The sequence below is a fragment of the Frondihabitans sp. 762G35 genome, from assembly GCF_002074055.1.
Lineage (GTDB): Bacteria > Actinomycetota > Actinomycetes > Actinomycetales > Microbacteriaceae > Frondihabitans.
On the sequence record NZ_CP014619.1, the window covers coordinates 403,839 to 427,805 of the forward strand.

26 protein-coding genes, 1 tRNA gene and 1 riboswitch are annotated in these 23,967 nt (G+C 71.6%); of the genes, 12 read left to right on the forward strand and 15 right to left on the reverse strand.

The features are described 5' to 3' along the window. Positions 1–42: 42 nt before the first annotated feature. Genes nagA through clpS form a run of 7 tightly spaced genes read right to left on the reverse strand, consistent with a single transcriptional unit; the run spans position 43 to position 4,851 of the window. A complete protein-coding gene (gene nagA, locus AS850_RS01995) occupies positions 43–1,194 on the reverse strand; it encodes an N-acetylglucosamine-6-phosphate deacetylase (RefSeq protein WP_119867607.1) in 1,152 nt (383 codons plus the stop codon). Beyond that, the gene (locus AS850_RS02000; RefSeq protein WP_119867608.1) at positions 1,191–1,574 is read right to left on the reverse strand and encodes a YrdB family protein; all 384 of its coding nucleotides are present in this window, start codon (positions 1,572–1,574) and stop codon (positions 1,191–1,193) included. Before AS850_RS02000 ends, nagA begins: the two co-directional genes overlap by 4 nt. Positions 1,575–1,583: 9 nt before the next feature. Further along, positions 1,584–2,450, reverse strand: a complete 867-nt coding sequence (gene purU / locus AS850_RS02005; protein WP_119867609.1) for a formyltetrahydrofolate deformylase — start codon at positions 2,448–2,450, stop codon at positions 1,584–1,586. A gap of 37 nt (positions 2,451–2,487) precedes the next feature. Further along, positions 2,488–3,660 carry a hypothetical protein gene (locus tag AS850_RS02010; protein ID WP_119867610.1) on the reverse strand — a complete coding sequence of 391 codons (1,173 nt, stop codon included), beginning with the start codon at positions 3,658–3,660 and terminating at the stop codon, positions 2,488–2,490. A 35-nt stretch (positions 3,661–3,695) separates the two neighbouring features. After that, a complete protein-coding gene (locus tag AS850_RS02015) occupies positions 3,696–4,076 on the reverse strand; it encodes a DUF2256 and DUF3253 domain-containing protein (RefSeq protein ID WP_119870080.1) in 381 nt (126 codons plus the stop codon). Positions 4,077–4,111: 35 nt separating this feature from the next. Then, on the reverse strand, positions 4,112–4,573 hold the full coding sequence (locus AS850_RS02020) for a DUF2017 family protein (protein WP_119867611.1): 462 nt from the start codon (positions 4,571–4,573) through the stop codon (positions 4,112–4,114). After that, entirely contained in the window at positions 4,573–4,851 is a 279-nt protein-coding gene (gene clpS, locus AS850_RS02025; protein WP_119870081.1) for an ATP-dependent Clp protease adapter ClpS, read from the reverse strand. Before clpS ends, AS850_RS02020 begins: the two co-directional genes overlap by 1 nt. A gap of 190 nt (positions 4,852–5,041) precedes the next feature. Here clpS and AS850_RS02030 point away from each other — a divergent pair, with 190 nt between their 5' ends. From AS850_RS02030 to AS850_RS02055, 7 genes are all read left to right on the forward strand, one after another. After that, entirely contained in the window at positions 5,042–5,317 is a 276-nt protein-coding gene (locus tag AS850_RS02030; protein WP_119867612.1) for a hypothetical protein, read from the forward strand. A 3-nt stretch (positions 5,318–5,320) separates the two neighbouring features. Continuing rightward, a complete protein-coding gene (locus tag AS850_RS02035) occupies positions 5,321–5,686 on the forward strand; it encodes a hypothetical protein (protein WP_123955417.1) in 366 nt (121 codons plus the stop codon). Beyond that, positions 5,683–6,192, forward strand: coding sequence for a hypothetical protein (locus AS850_RS16405; RefSeq protein ID WP_164088357.1), 510 nt, complete (start codon positions 5,683–5,685; stop codon positions 6,190–6,192). The genes AS850_RS02035 and AS850_RS16405 overlap by 4 nt, the downstream gene beginning before the upstream one ends. Beyond that, positions 6,189–6,974, forward strand: coding sequence for an ATP-binding cassette domain-containing protein (locus AS850_RS16410; protein WP_164088358.1), 786 nt, complete (start codon positions 6,189–6,191; stop codon positions 6,972–6,974). Before AS850_RS16405 ends, AS850_RS16410 begins: the two co-directional genes overlap by 4 nt. Further along, positions 6,971–8,425, forward strand: coding sequence for a hypothetical protein (locus AS850_RS02045; protein WP_119867615.1), 1,455 nt, complete (start codon positions 6,971–6,973; stop codon positions 8,423–8,425). The genes AS850_RS16410 and AS850_RS02045 overlap by 4 nt, the downstream gene beginning before the upstream one ends. 44 nt (positions 8,426–8,469) lie before the next feature. Next, a riboswitch (ZMP/ZTP riboswitch) is annotated at positions 8,470–8,553 on the forward strand. Between the two features lie 75 nt (positions 8,554–8,628). Further along, entirely contained in the window at positions 8,629–9,918 is a 1,290-nt protein-coding gene (gene glyA / locus AS850_RS02050; RefSeq protein ID WP_119867616.1) for a serine hydroxymethyltransferase, read from the forward strand. Between the two features lie 5 nt (positions 9,919–9,923). Beyond that, positions 9,924–10,856, forward strand: coding sequence for a bifunctional methylenetetrahydrofolate dehydrogenase/methenyltetrahydrofolate cyclohydrolase (locus AS850_RS02055; protein ID WP_119867617.1), 933 nt, complete (start codon positions 9,924–9,926; stop codon positions 10,854–10,856). Positions 10,857–10,860: 4 nt separating this feature from the next. Here the strand turns inward: AS850_RS02055 and galK are convergent, their stop codons facing one another. Continuing rightward, complete coding sequence (gene galK, locus AS850_RS02060) at positions 10,861–12,009, reverse strand: galactokinase (RefSeq protein ID WP_119867618.1); 1,149 nt, start codon at positions 12,007–12,009, stop codon at positions 10,861–10,863. Then, complete coding sequence (galT, locus tag AS850_RS02065; protein ID WP_119867619.1) at positions 12,006–13,148, reverse strand: galactose-1-phosphate uridylyltransferase; 1,143 nt, start codon at positions 13,146–13,148, stop codon at positions 12,006–12,008. Before galT ends, galK begins: the two co-directional genes overlap by 4 nt. Before the next feature lie 70 nt (positions 13,149–13,218). On the opposite strand from galT, the gene AS850_RS02070 reads away from it, so the two are divergent. Continuing rightward, positions 13,219–14,079 carry a DeoR/GlpR family DNA-binding transcription regulator gene (locus AS850_RS02070; protein ID WP_236940798.1) on the forward strand — a complete coding sequence of 287 codons (861 nt, stop codon included), beginning with the start codon at positions 13,219–13,221 and terminating at the stop codon, positions 14,077–14,079. Then, complete coding sequence (locus AS850_RS02075) at positions 14,076–15,029, forward strand: aldose 1-epimerase family protein (protein WP_119867621.1); 954 nt, start codon at positions 14,076–14,078, stop codon at positions 15,027–15,029. The genes AS850_RS02070 and AS850_RS02075 overlap by 4 nt, the downstream gene beginning before the upstream one ends. A gap of 310 nt (positions 15,030–15,339) precedes the next feature. Here the strand turns inward: AS850_RS02075 and AS850_RS02080 are convergent. Beyond that, positions 15,340–15,412 (reverse strand) — tRNA-Lys (locus tag AS850_RS02080). Positions 15,413–15,525: 113 nt separating this feature from the next. Here AS850_RS02080 and AS850_RS02085 point away from each other — a divergent pair. From AS850_RS02085 to AS850_RS02095, 3 genes are all read left to right on the forward strand, one after another. Continuing rightward, entirely contained in the window at positions 15,526–16,158 is a 633-nt protein-coding gene (locus tag AS850_RS02085) for a DNA-directed RNA polymerase subunit beta (RefSeq protein ID WP_119867622.1), read from the forward strand. Positions 16,159–16,710: 552 nt separating this feature from the next. Next, complete coding sequence (gene sigK / locus AS850_RS02090; protein ID WP_119867623.1) at positions 16,711–17,310, forward strand: ECF RNA polymerase sigma factor SigK; 600 nt, start codon at positions 16,711–16,713, stop codon at positions 17,308–17,310. Then, positions 17,307–18,161, forward strand: coding sequence for an anti-sigma factor (locus AS850_RS02095; protein WP_119867624.1), 855 nt, complete (start codon positions 17,307–17,309; stop codon positions 18,159–18,161). Before sigK ends, AS850_RS02095 begins: the two co-directional genes overlap by 4 nt. 99 nt (positions 18,162–18,260) lie before the next feature. On the opposite strand, the gene pstB is transcribed toward AS850_RS02095, so the two are convergent. The 5 genes from pstB to AS850_RS02120 form a co-directional block, all read right to left on the reverse strand. Continuing rightward, positions 18,261–19,040, reverse strand: a complete 780-nt coding sequence (gene pstB / locus AS850_RS02100; RefSeq protein ID WP_119867625.1) for a phosphate ABC transporter ATP-binding protein PstB — start codon at positions 19,038–19,040, stop codon at positions 18,261–18,263. Between the two features lie 54 nt (positions 19,041–19,094). Then, positions 19,095–20,174, reverse strand: a complete 1,080-nt coding sequence (gene pstA, locus AS850_RS02105; protein ID WP_119867626.1) for a phosphate ABC transporter permease PstA — start codon at positions 20,172–20,174, stop codon at positions 19,095–19,097. Continuing rightward, positions 20,174–21,130 (reverse strand): phosphate ABC transporter permease subunit PstC, encoded by a 957-nt coding sequence (gene pstC, locus AS850_RS02110; protein WP_119867627.1) that lies wholly within the window; start codon positions 21,128–21,130, stop codon positions 20,174–20,176. Before pstC ends, pstA begins: the two co-directional genes overlap by 1 nt. A 132-nt stretch (positions 21,131–21,262) precedes the next feature. Then, complete coding sequence (locus AS850_RS02115) at positions 21,263–22,360, reverse strand: phosphate ABC transporter substrate-binding protein PstS (RefSeq protein ID WP_119867628.1); 1,098 nt, start codon at positions 22,358–22,360, stop codon at positions 21,263–21,265. A gap of 652 nt (positions 22,361–23,012) precedes the next feature. Beyond that, entirely contained in the window at positions 23,013–23,966 is a 954-nt protein-coding gene (locus AS850_RS02120) for an NUDIX hydrolase (RefSeq protein WP_119870082.1), read from the reverse strand. Position 23,967 lies beyond the last annotated feature (1 nt).

The following is a 23,967-nucleotide window of genomic DNA, read 5'->3' on the forward strand; positions in this document are numbered from 1 at the left end:
CGACACGCCGCTCACCTTCGCCCAGCGTGGCCAAACGTGGAGTCACACGGCGAGACGCCGCCCCGCACCCCAGACCGAACGCACCGTCCAGTCGTCGTTCCAGACGACGAGGTCGGCGGCGTGCCCGGGCGCGAGGAGGCCGAGCCGATCGCCGAGGCCGAGGGCGATCGCCGGGGTGCGGGTCAGGGCCGCGACGGCGTCGCGAGGGGAGATCCCGGCCCGGTCGATGGCGAACCGGAGGGCCGCATCCTGCGTGAGGGTCGATCCCGCGATGGTGTCGCTGCCCCGCAGGCGGGCCACACCGCCGTCGACCCGCACGTCGAGCGAGCCGAGGACGTAGTCGCCGTCGGCCGCGCCGGCCGCGGCCATCGCGTCGGTGATCAGCGCCACGCGGTCGGGCGCCTCGCGCATCAGCAGCGCGGCGACGCTCGGGTGCACGTGCACGCCGTCCAGGATCAGTTCGAGCGTCACACGACGATCCTCGACGGCCGCGACGACCGGCCCGGGTGCGCGGTGGTGGATCCCGGGCATCGCGTTGAACGCGTGGGTGAGCAGCGTCGCGCCGCGGTCGAAGGCGAGAGCGGCGTCCTCGGCCGTCGCGACCGTGTGCCCGACGGCGACGGTGACGCCGGCTGCGACGAAGCGCTCGACGGCCTCGAGGGCGCCGGGCAGCTCGGGCGCGAGGGTGACGACGCGCAGGATGCCCGTGCCCGCCTCGATCAGGGCCTCGACGTTCTCCGGCGTCGGCGCCGCCAGGAAGTGCGGGTCGTGGGCGCCGCGGTTGTCCGGCGACAGGAACGGCCCCTCCAGGTGCGCCCCGAGGACGAGCGGGTCGCGGTCGGCCACTCGCCGGATCTGCTCCAGGGAGGCGCCGAGCCGGTTGAGCGGGCCGGCCACGAGGCTGACGACGCTCCGGGTGGTCCCGTGCGCGCGGTGGAAGGCGAGCGCCTCCCGGATCTCGTCGGCCGAGCCGTCGAACGAGTGGCCGCCGCCGCCGTGGCCGTGGAGGTCGATGAGCCCCGGCGTCACGACCGCCCCTCCGACGTCGACGATCTCCTCGGCGGTCTCGACCTCGTCGGCGGGAGCGCGACCCGTGCCGGTCGCGACGATCGTGTCGTCGTCGAGGAGGAGCCAGGCGCCGAGCGAGTCGCCGGTGGCGTCGAGCGCGACGGCGTGCGTGACGAGTGTCGTCACGCGTTCTCCCGACGGAAGTTGACGACGCCCGACACGAGCGCGAGCACGCCGAAGACGGCCCCGACGATCGGGATGCCCAGGCTGAACCAGGTGTAGGTCGCCGCCCCCATCACGGCGATCTCGACGATCGCCTTGCCCACGGGGTCGTTCTTGACGACGGCCCGCGGGGAGCGGAAGAGCGCCCAGAGCACCGCCGCGAAGGCCGGCAGGCCGATGACGAAGAAGATCGCCGGAAGGGGCCAGGGCCAGGCGTAGTAGCCCCAGAATGCGAGGCTGAACAGGGCGAAGATCTCGAGCAGGAGGCGGAGGACGTCGTTGCCCCGGAGGGGACGCGGGTCGCCGCCCGGTCGGCCGGGGCGGCGCTTCGGGGTGTCGTACACGGCTGGAGGCTACCGGAACACGATCGTGCGCGCCCCGTCGAGGAGGACGCGGTCCTCGGCGAACCAGCGGACGGCCTGCGTGAGGGTGCGCGACTCCTCGTCCTGGCCGATCGCCATGAGGTCGGCGGGCCCCTGCGTGTGGTCGACCCGGACGACGTTCTGCTCGATGATCGGGCCCTCGTCGAGGTCGCTCGTGACGAAGTGCGCCGTGGCGCCGATCAGCTTGACGCCGCGCGCGTGCGCCTGGCGGTAGGGGTTGGCGCCCTTGAACCCGGGGAGGAACGAGTGGTGGATGTTGATGGCGCGGCCGCCGAGGGCGTCGCACAGCTCGGGGCTGAGGATCTGCATGTAGCGGGCCAGGACGACCAGCTCGACGTCGTGTTCGTCGACGAGGTCGAGGATCCTGCGTTCGAAGGCGGTCTTTGAGTCGGCGTCGACGACGGCGCGGTGCTCGAACGGCACGCCGTAGAAGGCGGCCAGTCCGGCCAGGTCGGGGTGGTTCGCGAGGATCAGGGGGATCTCGACCGGGAGCTGGCCGGCCCGCTGCCGGAACAGCAGATCGTTGACGCAGTGGGCGGCCTTGCTCGCGAGCACCAGGGTGCGGAGGGGGCGGCCGACCACGTCGAGCTTCCAGTCCATCCCGTAGCGCTCGGCGACCGGGGCGAGCGCGGCCTCGAACGCCTCTCGCCCGATGCCTGCCACGACCTGGAGGCGCATGAAGAAGGTGCCGGTGTCGTGGCTGGAGAACTGCTGCGATTCGGTGATGTTGCCGCCCGCGTCGACGACGGCGCCGCTGATCGCGTGGACGATCCCGGGGCGGTCCTCGCAGACGAGCGTGAGGGTCCAGTGCGTCTCGGGGTCGCGTTCGTCGGTCACCCGTCCAGGGTAGGGCACCGCCCACCCCGGGTCGGCGCTACGGGTACCCGACGAACCAGAGCAGCACGACGGCCGCGGCCTGCAGCGCGATCGACGAGGCGACCAGCAGGATGCGCCGCCTCCGGCCCCGCGAGAAGACCTCCGCCCCGAAGAGCGGGGCGACCGGCATCAGGAGCCGGAAGAGGCTCTGCTGCGGCAGGAACACGGCCACGAGGTACAGCAGGTAGGCGCCCGCGAACCCGACGATCTCGTGACCGAGGGAGCGCACACCGGGCCGGGTCAGCCACCACGCGGCGGCCACGATCACGGCGGCGACGAGCAGGATGCCCAGGGCACCGAGATACGTCGACGCCATCGTGAACCAGGGCGTGAGCGGTGCGAAGTGGCGGCGACCGACGAAGCCGACCCACCACGAGAGCTCGGTGTCGAGGTAGGCGTCCGGGCGGCCGGTGGCGCGCGCGGCGATCACCGGCCAGGCCAGGCCGGCCACCGAGACGACGGCCGCGGCGACGACGATGCGGACGCGGTCGCCGACCGGGAACGGTGCCCCGCGGCTCCTGCTCTGCCACCACCGCACAGCGAAGTGGACGCCGAGCGCGAGGGCGAGAGCGAGCACGCCCGGCCTCGTGAACGCCGCGACCACGGCGAACGGCACGAGGAGGAGGTAGCGGCGGGTGACGAGGGCCCAGAGGCTCGCGAAGAGGAAGAAGAGGAACGTGCTCTCGGCGTACGCCGTCTGGAGCACGAAGCCGAGCGGGCCGACGCAGAACAGGGCGACCGCGAACAGGGCGCGGCGCTCGTCGACGCGCTGTCGCAGCAGGAGGAAGAGCATGAGCGCTGCTCCTGCGCCGAAGACGGTCGCGACGAGGACGCCCGCGGGGTAGAAGTCCAGCCCCGTGACGGTCGAGACGGCCCGGACGATGCCCGGGAAGACGGGGAGGAACGCCCACGGGTTCGGCACGACGTTCCCGCTCGCGTCGGTGGGGAGGACGCTCGGGTAGCCCCGGGTCGCGATGGTCCGGTAGAAGGAGGCGTCCCACGAGCCCGAGAAGGTGAAGAAGGTCGGGTTCGACCGGTGGCTCGCGAACGTCCAGCCGCTCGCGGTGGCGACGGCGAACATCGTGCCGAGCAGGAGCGACGACACGCCCCTCGAGGCGGCGTAGATCGCGAGCGCCATCAGCCAGGGGCGCTGTCGCAGGGCTCCTCGCATCCGAACAACGTAGCGGGAACCGCCGCACGAGCGGGTCAGTGCCGCGGGCGCCGGATCCGGATCGGGCCCTTCGCCGTCGACGGGTCGACGACCGATCCGCCCTGGGTGATCTCGACCTCGCCCCGCGCCACGAGGCGCCTCGCGGCGCGACGGGCCGGCTCCATCAGCTCCCGCCAGGCCTCGTCGTCGGGGAGGAGATCGCGGGCGGCGTCCGACGGGCAGATCGACGACGACGCCGCCCTCGCGTCGAGGAGGCGCAGGATGCTCGACTCCAGGTCGCGGTCGACGCGCGTCACCTTGCGCCGGCGGCACGCGTCGCTGCAGTACGCGACCTCGTCCCAGTTCTTCGCCCACTTCGCGCGCCATTCGATGCGGCGGCCGCAGGAGCGGCAGGTCTTCTCGGCGGGTTCGGGCACGCCCACCGTCGTACGCCCCCGACCTGGAGCGTCGCTCAGCGCGACAGGCTCCGGACCAGGACCTCCTGGACGTAGCCGAGCCACTCGTAGACGGAGTGCAGCACGCGGCCGTCGTCGCTCGTCGGGGCGATGACGCCCTCGGCGGTCGTGCCGAGTCGCGCCGCGAGCGTCAGTCGCAGGTCGGTGAGGGAGCGCAGCCAGGCCTGCTCGGTCGCCGCGTCGAGGGGCGTCCGGCGGTCGACGTCGAGGCTCGCGAGGACGGCTCGCGCGTTCCTGACCTTGCCCTCGGTGAGGTCGTCGACGGTCAGGCGCCGGAACTCCTCCTCCGCCTCCCGGTCGCCCGTGTACCCGGGCGGGAGCAGGCGCTCGAGAGCAGGATCCGCGTGGTCGCCCTCCTCGAGCAGGGTGACGAGCTGCCCGACGAGGTCGCGCAGCAGGCCGCGCTCGTGCTCGGCGAGCCCGAGGTGCAGGCCGTCGCGCCGGCGCTGGAACGGCATCACTCGTCGGCCCTCGCCACCGTCGCCTGGAGACCGTAGCCGTGGAGGGCGTCGACGTGCATCTCCATGCGCTCGCGGGCGCCCGTCGCGACGACCGCCTTCCCCTTCGTGTGGACCTGCATCATGAGCCGCTCGGACTCCTTCTGGTCGAAGCCGAAGTAGCTCCGGAAGACGTAGGCGACGTACGACATGAGGTTGACGGGGTCGTCCCAGACCAGGGTCACCCACGGCACGTCGGAGGAGGTGCTCCGGCGGAGCTCGGTCTCGTCCATCGTCATGCTCACGTCCTCCAGCGTGGCACGGTCCGGCGGCGGGGGAGTGCGGGAGCTCTCGGCGCCGAGCATCCGGATCGAGCATTCGGGCCGACCATCCGGTCCGCCATCGGATCCTCCGGTAGGAATAACACTCGCTTGACATGAATATGTCGCATGGTAGACAGTGGAGTCTCCTCCCACGAAAGGAACACCGATGTCCCTCCTCGCTCCCGTACGAGCCCCTCTCCTCCCGGGTATCGTCCGACTGCTCTCCGTCGACCCGGTCGACGTCGTCGCCCGCGCCCGCGAGCGCGCCGTCGAAAATGGGGTCGCGCCCGTGGTCCTGTTCTTCGTCGCGGTCATCGTCCTCCTGGCGCTCGCCGCCGCGATGAGCGTCGCCGTCCTGATCTTCTGCTCGCAGAAGGGGATGAACTTCGAGTGGTACGCGAAGACCTCCCTCTTCGAGGTGCAGATCGCCTGCAAGCGCTGAGCCGTGAGCGCTGCACACCTTCACCAAGGCCCACCCGGAGCGCGGCGGGCCCGACTCGTCCTCTGGGGTGTCGTCGGCCTGGTGGTCGGCGGCCTCGTCGGCGCCGTCCTCACGGCCTGCACGGCCGGCTTCGCCGTCTGGCGGACGGCGACTACGGCCCTGCCGACCGTCATCGATCCGGTCATCGCCGTCGCCGTCCGCGACGGGGTGATCCGAGCGGAGTCGGGCGACGGGATCCTGTTCCCGTCGCTGCTCGCGGCCTGCGCCGGAGGGCTGCTCGCCGTCCTCGTGGCGGCCCGGCTCCGAGGCGCGAGGCGTCCGTCAGCCGACTCCGGGGCGGGCGCGTCGCGCGGGGAGGTCGGCGGGTGATCGTCTGGCCCTTCCGCGTCGCCTGGGCGGCGACCTGGCGTGTCACGCTGGCACTGTCCGGCCTCCTGGCCGTCACGGTCGTGCCCGTCGGCCTCCTGTTCGGGGCGCTCGGCGGTCGCGCCGCCGCCGGCCCCGTCCTCGCGTTCGCCGTCCTGCTGCCCGGGAGCGTCCTCGTCCACGAGTGGGCGCACGCGGCGTGCGCCTGGCGGTGGGCGGCGTGCCGAACCCGCCGAGAGGTGGTTCCGGTCGGCGGCTGGCGACGGGCGGGCGTCCGACGCCCGCGCCTGCCCGTGCGGTTCGACGTCGCCACGACGGTCGCCGGTCCTCTTGCGGGAGCGGCGTCGGGGCTCCTGCTGTTCGCGGCCGTCCCCGGAGCGGGGTCGTCGGCGCTCCTGTGCGGGGCCCTGTGCCTCCCGTTCGCCGCGCACCTCCTGTCCCTCGCGCCGTCCGCCGCCGACGGGCGAGCCCTGCTCGCGGCCCTGGCTCCCGAGGGGAGCACCCCGTGAGCGACGGTCTCGTCGTCGCCGATCTCACCGTCGGCTACCGGCGTCGCGCGCCCGTCCTCCGCGGGGTCGGGTTCGAGGCGCCCCGGGGCCGGATCACGGCGCTGATCGGGGCGAACGGCTCCGGCAAGTCGACCCTGCTGCACTCGCTCCTCGGGCTGGTTCCCCGCTCGTCGGGTTCTGTGGAGCTCGACGGCGTCCCGCTCGTCGATCAGCAGCGCTGGGCGGTCGGCTTCTGCGCCGACGACCTCCCGCTTCCGGAGCTCCTGACGGGGGCCGAGTTCGTCCGCCTGATGACGTCCCTCCGGGGAGTCCACGTCGACGCCGCGCGACTGGCCGCGCTCTTCTCCGCTCTCAACATGCGCGGCGCCGAGCGCCGACTGCTGAAGGAGTACAGCCACGGCATGAAGCGCAAGGCGCAGCTCCTCGCGAACGTCCTCCACGGGCCGGAGCTCCTCGTCCTCGACGAGCCGTTCCGCGGACTCGACCCGGAGTCGCACGCCCTCGTGCTCGGCCTGCTCGACGGCTACGTCGAGACCGGGCGCGTCGTCCTGCTGTCGACGCACGACCTCCGGCTGGCCTCGACCCTGTGCCGAGGCGCCGTCATCGTCGAGGGCGGTGCGACGCGCTCGCTCGAGCTCGACCCGGGGGAGTCGCTCGGCGACGCCGTCGGCTCGGAGGCGGCGCTCGCCGCGAGCGATCGCGCCAGGCGGTTCTTCGAACTGCTCGATCCGGGCGGGTTCCGCGATCTCCCCGGGGCGAGCGACGCGGCGGTGCCGGGGTGACGCCGGGTCTCGTGGAGCGGCCCCTGATCGGCGCCCACCTGCGGTCGAGCGTCAACCACCTCGGCGATCATCTGGGCGGGCGCAGGAGCCTCGGGGTCGCCGCCGCGAGCATCCTGCTGGCCCTCGCGGGCTACGGTGCGTTCACGTTCGTGTCGCTCGACCGCCTCCTCGGGCCGGTCCTCGACGACCCCGCCGCGGCGGGCCGCATCGTGGCGATGCTGCCCGTGCTGCTGGCCGTGCCGGCCTTCGCCGTCAGCCTCGTCGTCGCGATGGTCATGCCGGTGTCGTCGCCGCTCGCGCTCCACGCCCGGATCGTCGGGGTGTCACGCTGGCGCTGCGGGGCGGCGGAGTTCCTCCCGTTCGCCGTCGTCACCGCGGGCCTCGGCGCCCTGTCGCAGGCGGGGTCGATCGCGTACCTGGCAGTGCTGTCCCCGGTTCCTGTCCTCGCCGCTCTCGGCCTCGGGTTCCTCGACGCGGCGTTCGCGCTGCTCTGCCCCGTCGGCGTGCTCGTCGTGCAGCGGATCGCGTCGCTCGCCCGGCTCCCGGGCTACGAGAGTCGATGGTTCGCGATGATCGCGGCGACGGCCGTGGCCGGGGCCGCGCTCGTCGATCTGGTGCGCTGGGCCGGCGATCCCTCCCCTGGGGCCGCCGCGTCGTCCGTCCTCGGACGCACGGCGGTCCTCTGGGGCGGCGGGGCTCCCGACGGCCCGCTCGCCGTCGGCGGACTGGCTCTCGTCGCTCTCGCCCTGGTGATCGTCGGGTCGGCGCTCGCCGCGGCGGATCCCGCCGGCGGCTACCTCGCGGGCGGGCGGCCCGTCCTCCGTCTCCCGGCGCTCCGGGGGCGTGCGGCACAGGTCGTCGCGACGGAGGTCGCGCAGTGGCTGCGCGACCCCACGGCCCGCGTCTCGCTGGCCTGCACCGTCGTGGGCGACGCGGCGCTCGTGGTCGGTGTCCGGGGTGGCGTCGTCGATCCGGGGATCGGGCTGACCGTGCTCGTGCTGCTTTCCGCGAGCGGTGCCGAGCTGGTGGTGGGGCGGACGAACCCCGTCACGTGGCTGCATCTCGTGGCGGGGCGGAGCGCCCCGGGCATCCTGCTCGCGAGGCTCGCGCCGGTCGTCGTCGTGATGCTCGGAACGCTCGCCGTCGCGGCCACGGCGTCGGGAGCCGCGGCCGGCAGCGGGCTCCTCCTCGGCGAGGCGGTCGCTCTCGGCGCGGGCGTCCTCAGCGTGGCCGCCCTCGCCGGTGCCCTGGTGCCGTTCGACCCGCGGGCCCCGCTCGCGATGGTCGGCACGACCGTCGTCGCGTTCGTCCTCGAGATCGCGCTGCTCGTCGTCGAGACGGCCGTCCTGCGTCTCACAGGGCCGTCGCTCACGCTGGCGAACCTGGCGGTCGCCGCCGTGTCCGTCCCCGTCCTGTGCGCCCTCCATGGCCGCTCCGGCAGGCGGCTGTGACTCGAGGTCACGGGGCTTCCGCGGGGTCGTCGCCCTTGTTATGCTCGACGGGTCGCGACTGGCGTTCGGGTGGTCAACCACCGGGGAGCGACTTGCACGGTTGGTGGCCGTACGCCTGGGCCACCGCTGCTCACGATCCGCGCCGGTTTTCCCAAGACCAGTGCTGTCGTCGAGATCCGCCCGTGTAATCGAGGAGTCGTTCCATGACCATTGCCGACCAGTCCACCGATCGTCTTCCCACGACGTTCAACCAGCCCCTCGAGGTCGTCGACCCCGAGATCGCCGAGGTCCTGCGCCAGGAGCTCGGTCGTCAGCGCGACTACCTCGAGATGATCGCCAGCGAGAACTTCGTTCCGCGCGCCATCCTCGAGTCGCAGGGCTCCGTGCTCACCAACAAGTACGCCGAGGGCTACCCGGGTCGCCGCTACTACGGCGGCTGCGAGTACGTCGACGTCGCCGAGAACCTCGCCATCGAGCGCGCCAAGTCGCTGTTCGGCGCCGACTTCGCGAACGTCCAGCCGCACTCGGGCGCGCAGGCCAACGCCGCCGTCCTCTCGGCGATCGCCACGCCCGGCGACACCATCCTCGGCCTCGAGCTGTCGCACGGCGGTCACCTGACCCACGGCATGAAGCTCAACTTCTCCGGCAAGCTCTACAACGCGGTCGCCTACGAGGTCGACCCGAAGACCTACCTGATCGACATGGAGGTCGTCCGCCAGCAGGCGCTCGCCCACAAGCCGAAGGTCATCATCGCCGGCTGGTCGGCCTACCCGCGCCAGCTCGACTTCGCGGCCTTCCGCGCGATCGCCGACGAGGTCGGCGCGTACCTCTGGGTCGACATGGCCCACTTCGCCGGTCTCGTGGCCGCGGGCCTCCACCCGTCGCCCGTGCCGCACGCCCACGTCGTCTCCTCGACCGTCCACAAGACCCTCGCCGGTCCGCGGTCGGGCGTCATCCTCTCCAACCACGAGCCCCTCTTCAAGAAGCTCAACTCCGCCGTCTTCCCGGGCCAGCAGGGCGGACCGCTGATGCACGTCATCGCCGCCAAGGCCACGGCGTTCAAGCTCGCGGCCGAGCCCGAGTTCAAGGACCGCCAGGAGCGCACGATCCGCGGAGCCCAGATCCTGGCCGCCCGCCTCGTCGCCCCCGACGCGAAGGCTGCGGGCATCGACGTCCTCACCGGCGGTACCGACGTGCACCTCGTCCTGGTCGACCTCCGCACGAGCGAGGTCGACGGCAAGCAGGCGGAGAACCTCCTGCACGAGGTCGGCATCACGGTCAACCGCAACTCCGTGCCGTGGGATCCCCGTCCGCCGATGGTCACCTCCGGTGTCCGCATCGGGACGCCGGCCCTCGCGACGCGCGGCTTCGGCGACGTCGAGTTCACCGAGGTGGCTGACATCATCGCCGCCACGCTCATGCCGAACCCCGACATCGAGGCCCTGGCTGCGCGCGTCAAGTCGCTCACCGAGGCTTTCCCGCTCTACGCGTGAGCGCGATGGTCGTGACCGACGAACTGCCTCGGGATCGATTCGTCGCCGATGACCCGGAGAGCGCCGTCCGCATCGACGGCACCGCCCTCGCCGCTCGGGTGAAGGCCGACCTGCGGGTCCGCGTCGACGCCCTCAAGGCGCGCGGCGTGCACCCCGGGCTCGGGACGATCCTGGTCGGCGCCAACCCCGGCTCGCTCTCCTACGTGGCGGGCAAGCACCGGGACTGCGCCGAGGTCGGCATCGAGTCGATCCGCATCGACCTCCCCGACACGGCCTCCGAGGCCGACATCCGCGGGGCGATCCTGACGATGAACGACGACGACCGGGTGACGGCGTTCATCATCCAGCTTCCGCTCCCCGACGGCATCGACCCGACGGCGATGCTCGAGCTGATGGATCCCCACAAAGACGCCGACGGACTCCACCCGGTCAACCTGGGCGAGCTCGTGCTGGCCGTCCCGGGCGGCAAGGGCTCCATCGACACGCCGCTGCCGTGCACCCCGCGCGGCATCGTGCAGATGCTCCAGGCGTACGACATCCCGATCCGGGGGCGTCACGTGACGATCATCGGGCAGGGGCTCACCGTGGGGCGTCCGCTGGGGCTCCTGCTGACCCGCCTCGAGGCGACGGCCACGCTGACCCATTCGCGCACGGTCGACGTCGCCGCCGAGGTGCGGCGGGCCGACATCGTGGTCGCGGCGGCCGGTGTCGCCGGCCTCGTCAAGGCCGACTGGGTCCGCCCAGGAGCCGCGGTGATCGACGTCGGCATCACGCGCGTCCTGAACGAGGAGACCGGTCGCTACCGCCTCCGCGGCGACGTCGACCCGGAGGTGGCCGCGGTCGCCGGTTACCTGTCGCCGGTCCCCGGCGGCGTCGGGCCGATGACCCGCGCCATGCTGCTCGCCAACGTGGTGGAGGCGGCGGAGCGCGCCTCCTGACCGGCTACGCCGTGCGGCGGGCGCCCTCGGCGGCGTGCACCACGAAGAGCGTCGGCGCGGTGAAGCCGGCGTCGGCGAACGCCCTGACGACGGCCGCGGAGACGGCCTCGCGGAGGTCGGTCGGCACGAGCGCGATGGCCGCGCCGCCGAAGCCGCCGCCGGTCATCCGGGCTCCGACGGCCCCGGTGGCCTGAGCCGTCGCGACGGCCAGGTCGAGTTCCGGCACGGAGATCTCGAAGTCGTCGCGCATCGAGACGTGCGAGGCGTCGAGGAGCGAGCCGATGGCTCCGGGCCCCTCGAGCCGCAGGGTCCGCACGGTGTCGAGGACGCGCTGGTTCTCGGTCACGACGTGGCGCACCCGGCGGAACGTCTCGTCGTCGAGCACCTCGGCGGCTCGGGGGAGGTCGTCGACACCGAGGTCGCGCAGGGACGAGACGCCGAGCGCCTCGGCGCCCCGCTCGCAGGAGGCGCGGCGGGCCACGTACCCGCCGGTCGCGTGCGCGTGCTCGACGTGCGTGTCGATCACGAGGAGTTCCAGCCCGGCGGCGGCGAACCCGAGATCGATGACCTCGGCGTCGAGGCTCCGGCAGTCGAGGAAGACGGCGGAGTCGACCCGGCCGAGGAGGGACGCCGACTGATCCATGATGCCGGTCGGGGCGCCCACGGCGTCGTTCTCGGAGCGCTGCCCGATCTTGGCCAGGGCGGGGCCGTCGAGGCCCAGTTCCCAGAGGTCGTTCATCGCGACGGCGACGGAGCACTCGAGCGCGGCCGACGACGAGAGGCCGGCCCCGACGGGGACGTCCGACTCGACGAAGACGTCGAGGCCGAAAGCCCCGGAGAGGTCGCTCGCGGGGACGCCCCGTGCGCCCTCGCCCAGCGCCCAGGCGATACCGTGCACGTAGGCCGACCAGCCTGCGAGGGCGGCCGGATCGAGCGCGTCGAGCGACGCCTCCTGCACGCCGTCCTCGAAGGAGGAGGCGACCCGGAGGAGCCGGTCGCTCCGGCGCCCCACCGTCACGGTGGTCTGGCGGTCGATGGCGAGCGGCAGCACGAACCCGTCGTTGTAGTCGGTGTGCTCGCCGATCAGGTTGACGCGGCCGGGAGCGGCCCAGCGGCCCACGACGTCGGTGTCGAAGATGTCGGTGAATGTCATGCGCGGTCGATGGCCTCTCGGATCAGGGCGGCGGAGGTCTCGGGGACGAGGTCGCCGATCCAGGCTCCCATCGCCGCCTCGGACCCCGCCAGGTACTTGAGCTTCGTCGCCGCGCGCCGCGGCGAGGTGATCTGCAGCATGAGCCGCACGGTGTCGCGCCCGGTGCCCACCGGGGCCTGGTGCCATGCGGCGATGTAGGGCGTGGGGTCGTCGTAGAGGGCGTCGACGCCGCGCAGGAGCCGCCGGTACAGCACCGCGAGCTCGTCGCGCTCCTCGGTGGTCAGCCCCGCGAAGTCCGCGACGTGACGGTGCGGCAGCAGGTGGATCTCGACCGGCCAGCGCGCGGCGAACGGGACGAACGCCGTGAAGTGCTCCCCGGCGAGGACGACGCGCGGGCCGTTCCGCTCGCTGTCGAGGACGTCGGCGAAGAGCGTGGGGCCGTACTGCTCGATGCTCGTGAGGAGGCGGGCGGTGCGCGGCGTGACGTAGGGGTAGGCGTAGATCTGACCGTGCGGGTGGTGGAGCGTCACCCCGATCGCCTCGCCGCGGTTCTCGAACGGGAACACCTGCTGGATGCCCGGCAGAGCGCTCAGCGCCGCGGTGCGGTCGGCCCACGCCTCGACGACGGTGCGCGCGCGGGTCTCGCTGAGGCTCGCGAACGAGCCGAAGGTCTCCGGGCTGAAGCAGACGACCTCGCAGCGGCCGACGGAGGTCCGGGTCCGGCCGAGACCGATCGAGGCCAGATCGGCGAGATCGTGCGGCGCGTTCGGCGCCTCGGGCGGCAGGAGCGGGCCGAAGGAGGGGGAGCGGTTCTCGAACACGGCCACGTCGTAGACGTCGGGGATCTCCGACGGATTCGTGGCGCTCGCCGGAGCCAGCGGATCGAACTCCGCCGGCGGCAGGAACGCGCGGTTCTGCCGCGAGGCCGCGATCGAGACCCACTCGCCGGTGAGGACGTCCTGCCGCATCGTCGCCGTCTCCGGCCGCGGGTCGAGGGGACGCTCGTCGGGCTTCCGCTCGGGGGAGAGCGACGTGCCGGGATCGTCGAAGTAGATCAGGTCGCGGCCGTCGGCCAGCAGGGTCGATCGCTTGACGACACCGGACGACAGCTCGACGGCTTCGGTCGGTGAACCGCTCATGGTCCCTCCTCGGGTTCGCGCGCCCGACTTGGGATTGCGAAAGCAAATGAAAGTATACGAAACTGGGGGCGTGGCTACCAGTCGTGACGAGCATCCTGCGGTCAAGCCGCCGGCCTTCGTCGTGTCGGCCCGCCGCCGCGACCAGATCGCCGGCGTCGTCGAGGCGCACGGCTTCGCGCGGACCATCGATCTCGCCCGCGAGTTCGGCACGTCCGAGGTGACGATCCGAAGCGACTTCGACGCGCTCGCGGCCACCGGCCGGGTGGTGCGGGTGCACGGCGGCGCGATGTCCTCCGAGCAGTCGCCCGTCGAGCGCCCGTTCGAGGAGGAGTCCACGGTGCGCGCCGACGCCAAGCGCGCCATCGGTGTCCGCGCGGCCTCGATGGTCCGCTCCGGGCAGTGCGTCGTCCTCGACGTCGGCACGACGAGCGCGCAGATCGCCGTCGCCCTGCTCGAGCGCACCGACCTGGTCGACGTGACGATCGTCACCAACGGCCTCACGATCGCCCTCGCCCTGGAGAGGGCCGTCCCGCGGTTCACCGTCATCGTGACCGGGGGCACCCTCCGCCCGCTGCAGCACTCGCTGGTCAACCCGCTCGCGACGAGCGTCCTCGACGGCATCACCGCCGACCTCGCCTTCATCGGCTGCACCGGGGTCGACGTCGACCGCGGCGTCACGAACGTCAACCTCCCCGAGACCGAGGTGAAGCGGGTCCTCGCCCGGACGGCCCGCCGCTCGTTCATCGTCGCGGATGGCGGCAAGATGGGAGAGGCGCACCTCGGCGTGATCGCACCGCTCGACTTCTTCAGCGGACTCGTCACCGCCGGCGCCTCGGCCGCGAGGGTCGACGCCCTCCGGGCTGCGGGCCTCGTCGTGATCGAGGCGGACGCGCAGGATGCCCAGCCGACGACCGAGGAGACCCCCGCGTGACCGAGACCACCGCCCACCCGCCCACCGGGGAGCAGTACCACCTCGCCCTCGACGTCGACGGGCACCGGATCACCGGCATCGTGACCGAGGTCGCGGGAGGCCTCCGCGCACTGGAGTACAACGGGGTCGCCCTCGTCGAGACGTTCGAGGAGCACGAGACGCCCCCGTCCGCCTGCGGCATCACGCTCGCGCCCTGGCCGAACCGCGTCGACGGCGGTGCCTGGACGCTCGACGGGGAGACGCAGCAGCTCGACATCACGGAGGTGGCGAAGGGGAACGCGAGCCACGGGCTCCTGCGGTACACGGCCTATCGGCCCGTGTCGGTCGAGGAGCACGCGGTCACGCAGGCGGCCACGGTGTTCCCGCAGCACGGTTGGCCGTTCCGGCTCGACACGACGGTGCGGCACGAGCTCACGGCCGACGGCCTCCGCGTCACCCACACCGTGACGAACCGCGGCCCCGGTCGGGCCCCGTTCGCGATCGGGTCGCACCCCTTCTTCCGCGTCGGCGACCACGATCCGGCGACGCTCCGGGTCACGCTCGATGCTGCGACGCGGTACGAGCTCAACGTGAGGAGCATCCCGGTCGGAACGACGTCGGTCGCGGGCACCCCGTTCGACCTGACGTCGTCGCCGCTCCTCGGCGAGCTCGACATCGACGCCTGCTACCGCGACGTGGCCGCCGACGAGCACGGCGTGCGGCGCACCCGGCTCGAGGCGCCGGACGGCTCCAGCACCACGATGTGGCAGGACGCCTCGTTCGAGTACGTGCAGATCTTCACGCCGCGGAACTTCCCGCGCCGCGGGGTGACCGGGCTGGCGTTCGCCGCCGAGCCGATGACCGCACCCGCGAACGCGCTGGCCTCGGGCGAGAGCCTGCGCTGGCTCGACGAGGGCGAGACGTGGAGCGGCACCTGGGGTGTCGCGTACGCGGGGCCGTCGGCTGGCTGACGCGTCATCGTCGGCGCGCGTCGGAGAACACGGTCGTCTCGGTCGCATCGCGACGCGTCTGGCCCCGCTCGCCCGAAAAGACCGCGGTTTCCCGCGGAGGCCGAGCGCAGCACGGGGCCGACAACGACGAAAGCCGCCCGAAGGCGGCTTCCGACGGTGTGGGCCCCGTGGGGCTCGATCCCCGGTGCACGGCCGCCACGTCGCTGGCGCGGCGCGTCGGGACCGGCTCCGTGGGCCCACCACCTGTGAGCCCGAGCGCAGCACGGGGCCGACAACGACGAAAGCCGCCCGAGGGCGGCTTCCGACGGTGTGGGCCCCGTGGGGCTCGAACCCACGACCCGCGGATTAAAAGTCCGATGCTCTACCGACTGAGCTAGAGGCCCTCGCGCACGAGGCGCTCCCTTTCAGCCTAGCAAGCATCCGCCGCCCCCACGCGCGGTCCCGCCAGGGGCGAAACCGGGCGCGCACATCTCCTGTCGCGGCTAGCCTGGCCCCAATGTCCCCACGCGACTTCCACCGTCCCGCCCAGTTCGCCGGCCACGAGTTCGAGGCGTTCCAGGGCGGCGCCGACCCGGCCGTGATGCACCGCGTCGCGCACGAGTCCGCGAGTGCCCTTCTGGCGCGCGTCCGGCAGGATCCCACACCCGAGATCCTCGACCGCCTCGTCGCGTTCACCGACTCCAACGGCATCGACGCCCTCGCCGAACTCTGGGCGAGCGCCACCCCGCACAGCCTGCCCGGCGCCCTCTGGCGGGTCTACCTCATGCGCGCCGTCATCCGGCAGAGCCCCGACGACATCGCCCTGCTCTTCGACCGGGGGACCCACGTCACCTCGACGATCGATCAGGTCGTGGCCGGAGCCCCGGCGCCCGCGAGCCCGGCGGAGATCCTCGATCTGGCCGACCGCATCCTGCGGGGCGTCTTCGACGGCGACTTCGCGCTCGCGCTCGATCGCGGTGCGGCCTTCTGCCGTCTGGCGGCCGCCGGAGCCACGGACGTCGCCGACGACCTCGACCCGACGCGCCCCGACCGGGCGAGCGAGCTGACCCGGCGGGCCCTCCGCCTCTCCGAGCTCGCCGTCGACCTGAGCGCCTGCGCGGCACTCTGGCGCGACGGGAGTCTCGCCTAGCCGGTTCGCCGTCCCGCGCCGACGCGCCCGGGCCCTCGCCGCGTTCGCTCTGTGCGGACTCGGTGCCGCGTTCCGGTTGCCGCGGCTAGAGTGGACGTCGCCGGGCCGCAGTAACCCCGGGCTCCAATATTCGCCGCTCCGAGCGGCCTCGCGCCGAGAGGCGTTCTGCGGCCCGGTTCTTCTCTGCCTGGGTGCCCGCGCCTAGCCGGCGAGTGAACAGATACCGACGTATCTCGGCGTCGAGACGTCGACACCTGTCCACTCGCGGCGCCGGCGCGGGTGCGCGCGGCCGGCGCGGGGCACACATCTGCGCGGACGCATTCTGCAGGATGCGCAGTCTCACCAAACCGATCCGGGACCCGCGCCGAATCCCTCTCTGAAACACCCCGCAACAGCTTCCCGAAAGCCGAACCGTGCCCCCAATGGCCGGTTCACAGCGGTGGTGCTCCCATGGGAGACGGGCTTGATTGCCATCCCAGACGTGTTCCATGGGAGTTCCACTGCTGTAACCGCCGCCCCCTTCGGACAGTGCGGATGGAGGTGCGACCTGACATGCTGGAACTCGTGAGCCGAGATTCTGAACTCCCCGGGCGAGACATCGATCCCGCCCTGACCCCCGAGGAACTCCTCGAGAGGGTCGCGACGGGAGACCGCCAGGCCTTCGCCGCTCTCTACGATCTGACGGCCCCGAGGGTCCTCGGGCTCATCAAGCGTCTTCTGAAGGACCACTCGCAGTCGGAGGAGGTCACGCAGGAGGTCTTCCTCGAGATCTGGCAGACGGCCTCGCGGTTCGATCACGCCAAGGGCGGGGCCGCGAGCTGGATGCTGACCATGGCCCACCGTCGCGCCGTCGACCGGGTGCGTGCCAGCCAGTCGAGCCGCGACCGCGACACGAAGGTCGGCATCCGCGACTTCGAGACCGACTACGACTCGGTCACCGAGCAGGTCGAGATCCGCATCGAACACGAGCGTGTCGAGCGGGCCCTGACCCGCCTCACCGAGCTCCAGCGCCAGGCCGTGACGCTCGCCTACTACGGCGGGTTCAGTCACAGCGAGGTATCCACCATGCTTCACGTCCCGATCGGGACGGTCAAGACCCGACTGCGCGACGGAATGATCCGCCTCCGCGACGAACTAGGAGTGGCATCATGAGCGACCGCGACAGCGTGTCCGGTGGTCGTCACCGCACGCCCGAGACCGACAACCTTTCCGCCTCCTACGCCCTCAACGCCCTGAGCGACGAGGAGCGCACCGCATTCGAGACCCGCATCGACGAGTCTCCCGAGATCAGAACGGAGGTGGCCGAGATGACCGAGACAGCCCTCCTCCTCGGACGAGCCGTCGAACCCGTGACACCGTCGGCAGGCCTCCGCTCGAGCATCATGGGTCTCCTCGACTCGACGCCGCAGCTCCCGCGGCTCGAGACGGTGGCGCAGGATGCCCGGGGCGACGAGTCCACCACCCCCTCGTGGTCCCCGGCCGAGCCCGCAGCACCGTCCGGCGAACTCCGCCAGCCGACGCCCCTCGCCCGCCAGCGCTGGTTCATGCGCCCCGTTGTCCTCGCCGTCAGTGCCGCCGCTGCCGTGGCGCTCGTCTTCGGTGCCGTGTCGCTCGGCACCAGCGGACTCGGACAGCGCCCCGCACCGGTCGCCGCCAGCGACCCGAGCATGTCGCAGATCCTCGCGGCGTCCGACGTGCAGCACACCGCCGCCGACATCTCGACCGGTGGTTCCGCGACCCTCTACTGGTCGAACAAGCTCAGCCGCTCGGCGGTCGTCCTCAACGGGGTTCCGGCGCTGCCCAGCGACAAGACCTACCAGCTCTGGTACATCAACGGCTCGAAGATCGCCTCGGCCGGCACCGTCACCGCGTCGTCCAACGGTCTGACCCAGGTCCTCCAGGGCGACCTCAAGACCGGCGACGTCGTCGGCATCACCGTGGAGCCCGCGGGTGGGTCCAACCAGCCGACCACGAAGCCCATCGTGACCCTGCAGAGCGCCTGACCCGCGGATCCTGCGAACCGAGAACGGCCCCGACCGGGGATACCCGGGCGGGGCCGTTTCCTGTGGGCGGTGACGCGTTCGCACGCCGCCGCCCTCGGATCAACCGAAGCGGCCCGAGACGTAGTCCTCGGTGGCCTGGACGGACGGGTTCGAGAACATCGTCGCGGTGTCGTTGTACTCGATGAGCTTGCCGGGCTTGCCGGTGCCGGCGATGTTGAAGAACGCCGTCTTGTCGCTGACCCGCGACGCCTGCTGCATGTTGTGGGTCACGATGACGATCGTGTACTGGGTCTTGAGCTCCTCGATGAGGTCCTCGATGGCGAGCGTCGAGATCGGGTCGAGGGCGGAGCAGGGCTCGTCCATCAGGACGACGTCGGGGGAGACGGCGATCGCGCGCGCGATGCACAGGCGCTGCTGCTGGCCGCCGGAGAGGCCGGAGCCGGGCTTCTCGAGGCGGTCCTTCACCTCGTTCCAGAGGTTGGCGCCCTGGAGGGACTTCTCGACCAGGGAGTCGGCGTCGCCCTTGCTCATCCTGCGGTTGTTGAGCTTGACCCCGGCGAGCACGTTGTCGCGGATCGACATCGTGGGGAACGGGTTGGGGCGCTGGAAGACCATGCCTACCTGGCGGCGGACGAGCACCGGGTCGACGCCGGGACCGTAGAGGTCGTTGCCGTCGATGAGGACCTCGCCGTCGACGTACGCCCCCGGGATGACCTCGTGCATGCGGTTGAGCGTGCGGAGGAACGTCGACTTGCCGCAGCCCGACGGGCCGATGAACGCGGTCACGGTCCGGGGCTCGATCGTGATGTTGACGTCCTCGACGGCCTTGAACTTGCTGTAGTAGACGTTGAGGTCTTTGACTTCGATGCGCTTGGACACGTGGTTCCTTTGACTGTTCGGGCGCGGGGGCGGGGGCGGGGCGCTGCGGAGGGCCTAGCGGCTGAGCTTCGGGGCGAAGAGGCGGCCGATGAGGCGGGCGATGAGGTTCAGCGCCATGACGATGAGGATGAGCACGAGGGCGCCCGTCCAGGCCCGCTCGACGAACGGCGTCGCGTCGGGCCCCTGGTTGGCGTACTGCGTGTAGACGAAGACGGGGAGCGTCATCATCCGGTCGCTGAAGAGGTCGTAGTTCATGCTCGTCGTGAAGCCCGTGGTGATGAGCAGGGGTGCGGTCTCGCCGATGACGCGCGAGATCGCCAGCATGACGCCGGTCGTGAGGCCCGCGATGGAGGTCGGCAGGACGATCTTCAGGATCGTGAGCCACTTCGGCACGCCGAGGGCGAAGCTCGCCTCACGGAGCTCGTTGGGGACGATCTTGAGGATCTCCTCGCTCGACCGGACGACCACCGGGATCATCAGGACGCTCAGCGCGATCGATCCCACGACGCCCGCGCGGAAGGCGGGACCGAGGAAGAGGGAGAAGAGCGCGAAGGCGAAGAGACCGGCCACGATCGACGGGATGCCGGTCATCACGTCGACGAAGAACGTGATCGCGCGGGCGAGGCGGCCGCGGCCGTACTCGACGAGGTAGATCGAGGTAAGTAGACCGATCGGGACGCTGATCAGGGTCGCGAACGCGGTGACCTCGAGGGTGCCGACGATGGCGTGGACGGCCCCGCCGCCGGCGCCGATGATGTTGCGCATCGACGACTGGAAGAACGTGCCGTCGAACCGGGCCACGCCGCGCGAGAGCACGGTGTAGACGAGGGAGACGAGCGGGAGCAGGGTCACGATGAAGGCCGTGGTCACCAGCGAGGTGACGAGGCGGTCCTTCGCCTTGCGGCCGCCCTCCACGATCATCGAGGTCACGACGATCAGGACGTCGAACAGGATCGTGCCGAAGAAGAGCGCGCCGACGATGTTGAAGTCGGCGGTCGTACCGGACGCCTTGAGCAGCAGGAACACCATGACGAAGATCGCCCAGCTGACCACGAGCAGGCCCCAGGTGGCGCCCTTCGGCAGCTTGCCGGCGGTGAGGGTGTTGGACTGCGCGTTGCGGACGGCGACCGACATCAGTTGGCTCCCGAGAAGGCCTTGCGGCGGTTGACGACGAAACGTGCGGCCATGTTGACCACCAGCGTGATGACGAAGAGGATCAGGCCGGACGCGATGAGCGTGTTGAGCCCGACGCCCTGAGCCTCGTTGAACTGCAGCGCGATGTTGGCGGCGATCGTGTTCGGGTTCTGGCTCGTCAGCAGGAAGAGGTTGATGACGGTGGCCGGAGACAGGACGATCGCGATCGCGAGGGTCTCGCCGAGGGCGCGGCCGAGGCCGAGCATGACGGCCGAGACGATGCCGGAGCGGGCGAAGGGCAGCACCGCCATCTGGATCATCTCCCAGCGCGTCGCGCCGAGGGCGAGGGCGGCCTCCTCGTGCAGGCGCGGCGCCTGCAGGAAGATCTCGCGCATGACGGCGGTCATGATCGGCAGGATCATCACGGCCAGGACGATCGCGGCCGTCAGGATGGTCTTCCCGGTGCCGGAGACGGGGCCGGCGAACAGCGGGATCCAGCCGACCTTGTCGACGAGCGTCGAGTAGAAGGGCTGGATGAACGGCGCCAGGACGAGGACGCCCCACAGGCCGAACACGACGCTGGGCACGGCGGCGAGCAGGTCGATGATGTAGCCGAGCACCTGGCTGATGCGCCGGGGTGCGTAGTGCGAGATGAACAGCGCGATACCGAGCGCGAGCGGCGTGGCGATGATGAGCGCCAGGAGGGCGGCCCAGACGGTGCCGAAGACGAGGGGGCCGACGTACGACCAGAAGCTCGTGGCCTGACCGGGCAAGGTTCCGGCCTTGGCGAAGAAGGCGGGGAGGCTCTGCGCCACGAGGAACGCGGCGACGAGGACCAGGACGAGCAGGATCAGCGAACCGGAGAGGACCGTGGCGAGGGAGAAGACCCTGTCGCCCAGCCGGACCTTGGCCTTGGGGCGCTCGGCGGTCAGGGGGCGTTCCGCGGTTGCGGTCATGAAGTGGAATCCTCGTCTGGCCCGCGCGGGGCCGGCATGACTGTCGGGTGGTGGTGCGGGTCGTGCTGGTGGAGCAGGAACGGTCCGGGTCGCGGCGGGTGGACCGCGACCCGGACCGGGTGGAGCGAGGTGCTACTTGATCGTCGCGGCGGCGGTGGCGACCTTGGTGGCGAGCGCCGAGGTCAGCGGCGCCGACTTCGCCTGCGCGGCGGCGGCCTTCTGGCCCTCGTCGCTGGCGGCGTAGGTGGCGTAGGCCTTGACGAGCGTACCGACCTTGGCGTCCTTGTAGGTGTCGCAGGCGATGATGTAGCTGACGAGCACGAGGGGCCAGTCGCCCTTGTCGGTCAGCGTGCGGTCGATGTTGATCGCGAGGTCGTTCGAGGCGCGGCCCGAGACGAGCGGCGACTTCTCGACCACGGCGGCAGCACCGTCGGCGCTGATCGTGGTGGCGGTGTCGCCGACCATCAGCTTGGCGACGGAGAGCGAACCGGCGCCGGACTCGTCGATGTAGGTGATGCTGTTCGTCGAGTTCTTGACGGCGTCAGCGACACCCGAGGTGCCCTTGGCGGCGTCACCGACCTTGTAGGGGTAGGTCTGCGAGGCTTCGGCGTCCCAGACGGACTTGGCGTTGGCGGCCAGGTACTGCGTGAAGTTGAACGTGGTGCCGGAGTCGTCCGAGCGGTGCACGACGCCGATGGAGGCGCTCGGCAGCTTGGCGTCGGGGTTCAGCTTCTTGATCGCTGCGTCGTCCCAGGTCTTGATGGTGCCCTTGAAGATGCCCGCGATGGCGTTCGCGTCGAGCGTCAGGTCGGTCACGCCGGAGACGTTGTACGCGATGGCGATGGGGGAGATGTAGACGGGGAGGTCGATGCCCTTGCCACCCGCGGCGCAGCCGGCGAAGGTCGAGGAGAGCTCGGTGTCCTTCAGGGCGGCGTCGGAGCCGGCGAAGTTGGCGGCGCCCGAGATGAAGCTCGTGCGGCCGGCGCCGGAACCCTGCGGGTCGTAGTTGACGGTGGCCCCGGGGTTAGCGGTCTGGAAGCCGGAGGCCCAGGTGGTCTCAGCGACGCCCTGGGCGGACGAGCCGATGCCGTTGATCGTGCCGGAGAGAGTCGAGGCCGAAGCCGAGCCGCTGCCCGCGGGAGCGGCGTTCTCGTTGGAAGCGCAGGAGGAGAGCGCGAGAGTTCCGACGATGGCGATGGCAGCGATGCTGCCGATTCGCGAGATTTTCACAGGTTTCCCTTCGGGAAGGTTCAAAGAATATGTGCTGCTGGACGGGCCGGTGCTGACCCGCAAGCGAGGCTACGTTCGCGCGTTAACGACGTTCGTCCGGTTGGGTGAACGGAAGGTGAACGGCTTGAGAACACGGGGCGGCCGAGGGCGTGGCGGCGGGTCGGGGCCCGTCGCGCGTCGCCCGAGACTCCACGACTCGCCGCTCACTTTCGCCGGGCGTGGCCAATCGTGGAGTCTCGCCGGCCGGGGCAGCCCGCCCCCGGCGAGGTCGGCCTCCGGCCCTGCCGAGACTCTACGACTCGCCGCTCACTTTCGTCGGGCGTGGCCAAACGTGGAGTCTCGCCGGCTGCGGCAGCCCGCCCCCGGCGAGGTCGGCCGCCGGCCCTGCCGAGACTCCACGACTTGCCGCTCACTTTCGTCGGGCGTGGCCAATCGTGGAGTCTCGCCGGCCGGGGCAGCCCGCCCCCGGCGAGGTCGGCCGCCGGCCCTGCCGAGACTCCACGACTTGCCGCTCACTTTCGTCGGGCGTGGCCAAACGTGGAGTGTCGCCGGGCGGGGGAAACCGGGGGCGGAGTGCGGCCGAGGGCGGGCGCAGGAGCTGCGGCCACAGCGACAACCGGCGGCTGCACCGGCCGGCCACCGCCTCGAACGGCTAGAGCTCCGGCCCGTGTGTCTCGACGGCGACCAGCGTGCCGTCGGCGCGCGACACGTGGAGCACCGTGTAGTCGGCGGTGCCGAGCGACGAGTAGCGACGGAGGTCGAGCCGGTTCCCCCCGCGCGTCTGCAGGGCGATCTGTCGGACGATCTCGGGCAGCACGGGGCCGTGGCTGCAGAGCACGGCGTTGACCCGCTTCTTCAGACGCTTCTTGACCACGGCGGCGACGTCGTCGGTGCCCGCCTCGAACGCGTCCTGGCTGATGTCGTCGGTGTGCTTGACCCCGACGTGCGACGCCGCCGAGAGCGGTTCGACGGTGGCGAGGCAGCGCGCGGCCGTGCTGCTGATGATCCGTTCGGGGCGCCAGGCGGCGATGCCGGGCGCGACGCTCTTGGCCTGCTTCCGGCCCGCAGGATGCAGGGGCCGAGTCGCATCCGCCCCCGACCACTCCCCGGGCGGCACCGCTTTGGCGTGCCGGAGAGCCACGATGGCGAAGGTGCGCGCGGTGTCGGTCGCGACCCGGTCGGCGAAGCGGTCGAGCACCTCGGCATCGCGCTCGTAGGTGAGCTGCGTGCGGGCCTTCGCGAGCGGGACCCACTCGATGAGCTGCACCTCGCTGTTGGGCACGAAGGTGCCCGCCGCCTCGAAGGCCTCGTCGGTCACTTCCGCCGCCCAGTAGTGCACGATCTTGTCGCGGCCGCCGGGGAGGAGGTACTCGGCGGTGCCGAGCGGCGCTCCCAGAGCCACCCGGTAGCCGGTCTCCTCCGCGATCTCGCGCACGGCCGTCTGCGGGGTGGACTCGCCGGGATCGACCTTGCCCTTGGGGAGGGACACGTCGTGGTGGAACTCGCGGTGGATGAGGAGGACGCGCACCTTGTCGTCGACGAGTCGCCAGCAGACGGCTCCTGCCGCGACGACGGTCGTCGCCGTCGTGCCTGTCGGACGCGGCATC

Coding starts and splice junctions, on each gene's coding strand:
- AS850_RS02010 (WP_119867610.1), bottom strand. CDS start 3,660: ATGCGAGGAGCCCTGCGACAGCGCCCCTGGCTGATGGCGCTCGCGATC.
- AS850_RS02020 (WP_119867611.1), bottom strand. CDS start 4,573: ATGCCGTTCCAGCGCCGGCGCGACGGCCTGCACCTCGGGCTCGCCGAG.
- clpS (WP_119870081.1), bottom strand. CDS start 4,851: ATGACGATGGACGAGACCGAGCTCCGCCGGAGCACCTCCTCCGACGTG.
- AS850_RS02030 (WP_119867612.1), top strand. CDS start 5,042: ATGTCCCTCCTCGCTCCCGTACGAGCCCCTCTCCTCCCGGGTATCGTC.
- glyA (WP_119867616.1), top strand. CDS start 8,629: ATGACCATTGCCGACCAGTCCACCGATCGTCTTCCCACGACGTTCAAC.
- AS850_RS02055 (WP_119867617.1), top strand. CDS start 9,924: ATGGTCGTGACCGACGAACTGCCTCGGGATCGATTCGTCGCCGATGAC.
- galK (WP_119867618.1), bottom strand. CDS start 12,009: ATGACATTCACCGACATCTTCGACACCGACGTCGTGGGCCGCTGGGCC.
- galT (WP_119867619.1), bottom strand. CDS start 13,148: ATGAGCGGTTCACCGACCGAAGCCGTCGAGCTGTCGTCCGGTGTCGTC.
- AS850_RS02085 (WP_119867622.1), top strand. CDS start 15,526: ATGTCCCCACGCGACTTCCACCGTCCCGCCCAGTTCGCCGGCCACGAG.
- sigK (WP_119867623.1), top strand. CDS start 16,711: ATGCTGGAACTCGTGAGCCGAGATTCTGAACTCCCCGGGCGAGACATC.
- AS850_RS02095 (WP_119867624.1), top strand. CDS start 17,307: ATGAGCGACCGCGACAGCGTGTCCGGTGGTCGTCACCGCACGCCCGAG.
- pstA (WP_119867626.1), bottom strand. CDS start 20,174: ATGTCGGTCGCCGTCCGCAACGCGCAGTCCAACACCCTCACCGCCGGC.
- pstC (WP_119867627.1), bottom strand. CDS start 21,130: ATGACCGCAACCGCGGAACGCCCCCTGACCGCCGAGCGCCCCAAGGCC.
- AS850_RS02120 (WP_119870082.1), bottom strand. CDS start 23,966: ATGCCGCGTCCGACAGGCACGACGGCGACGACCGTCGTCGCGGCAGGA.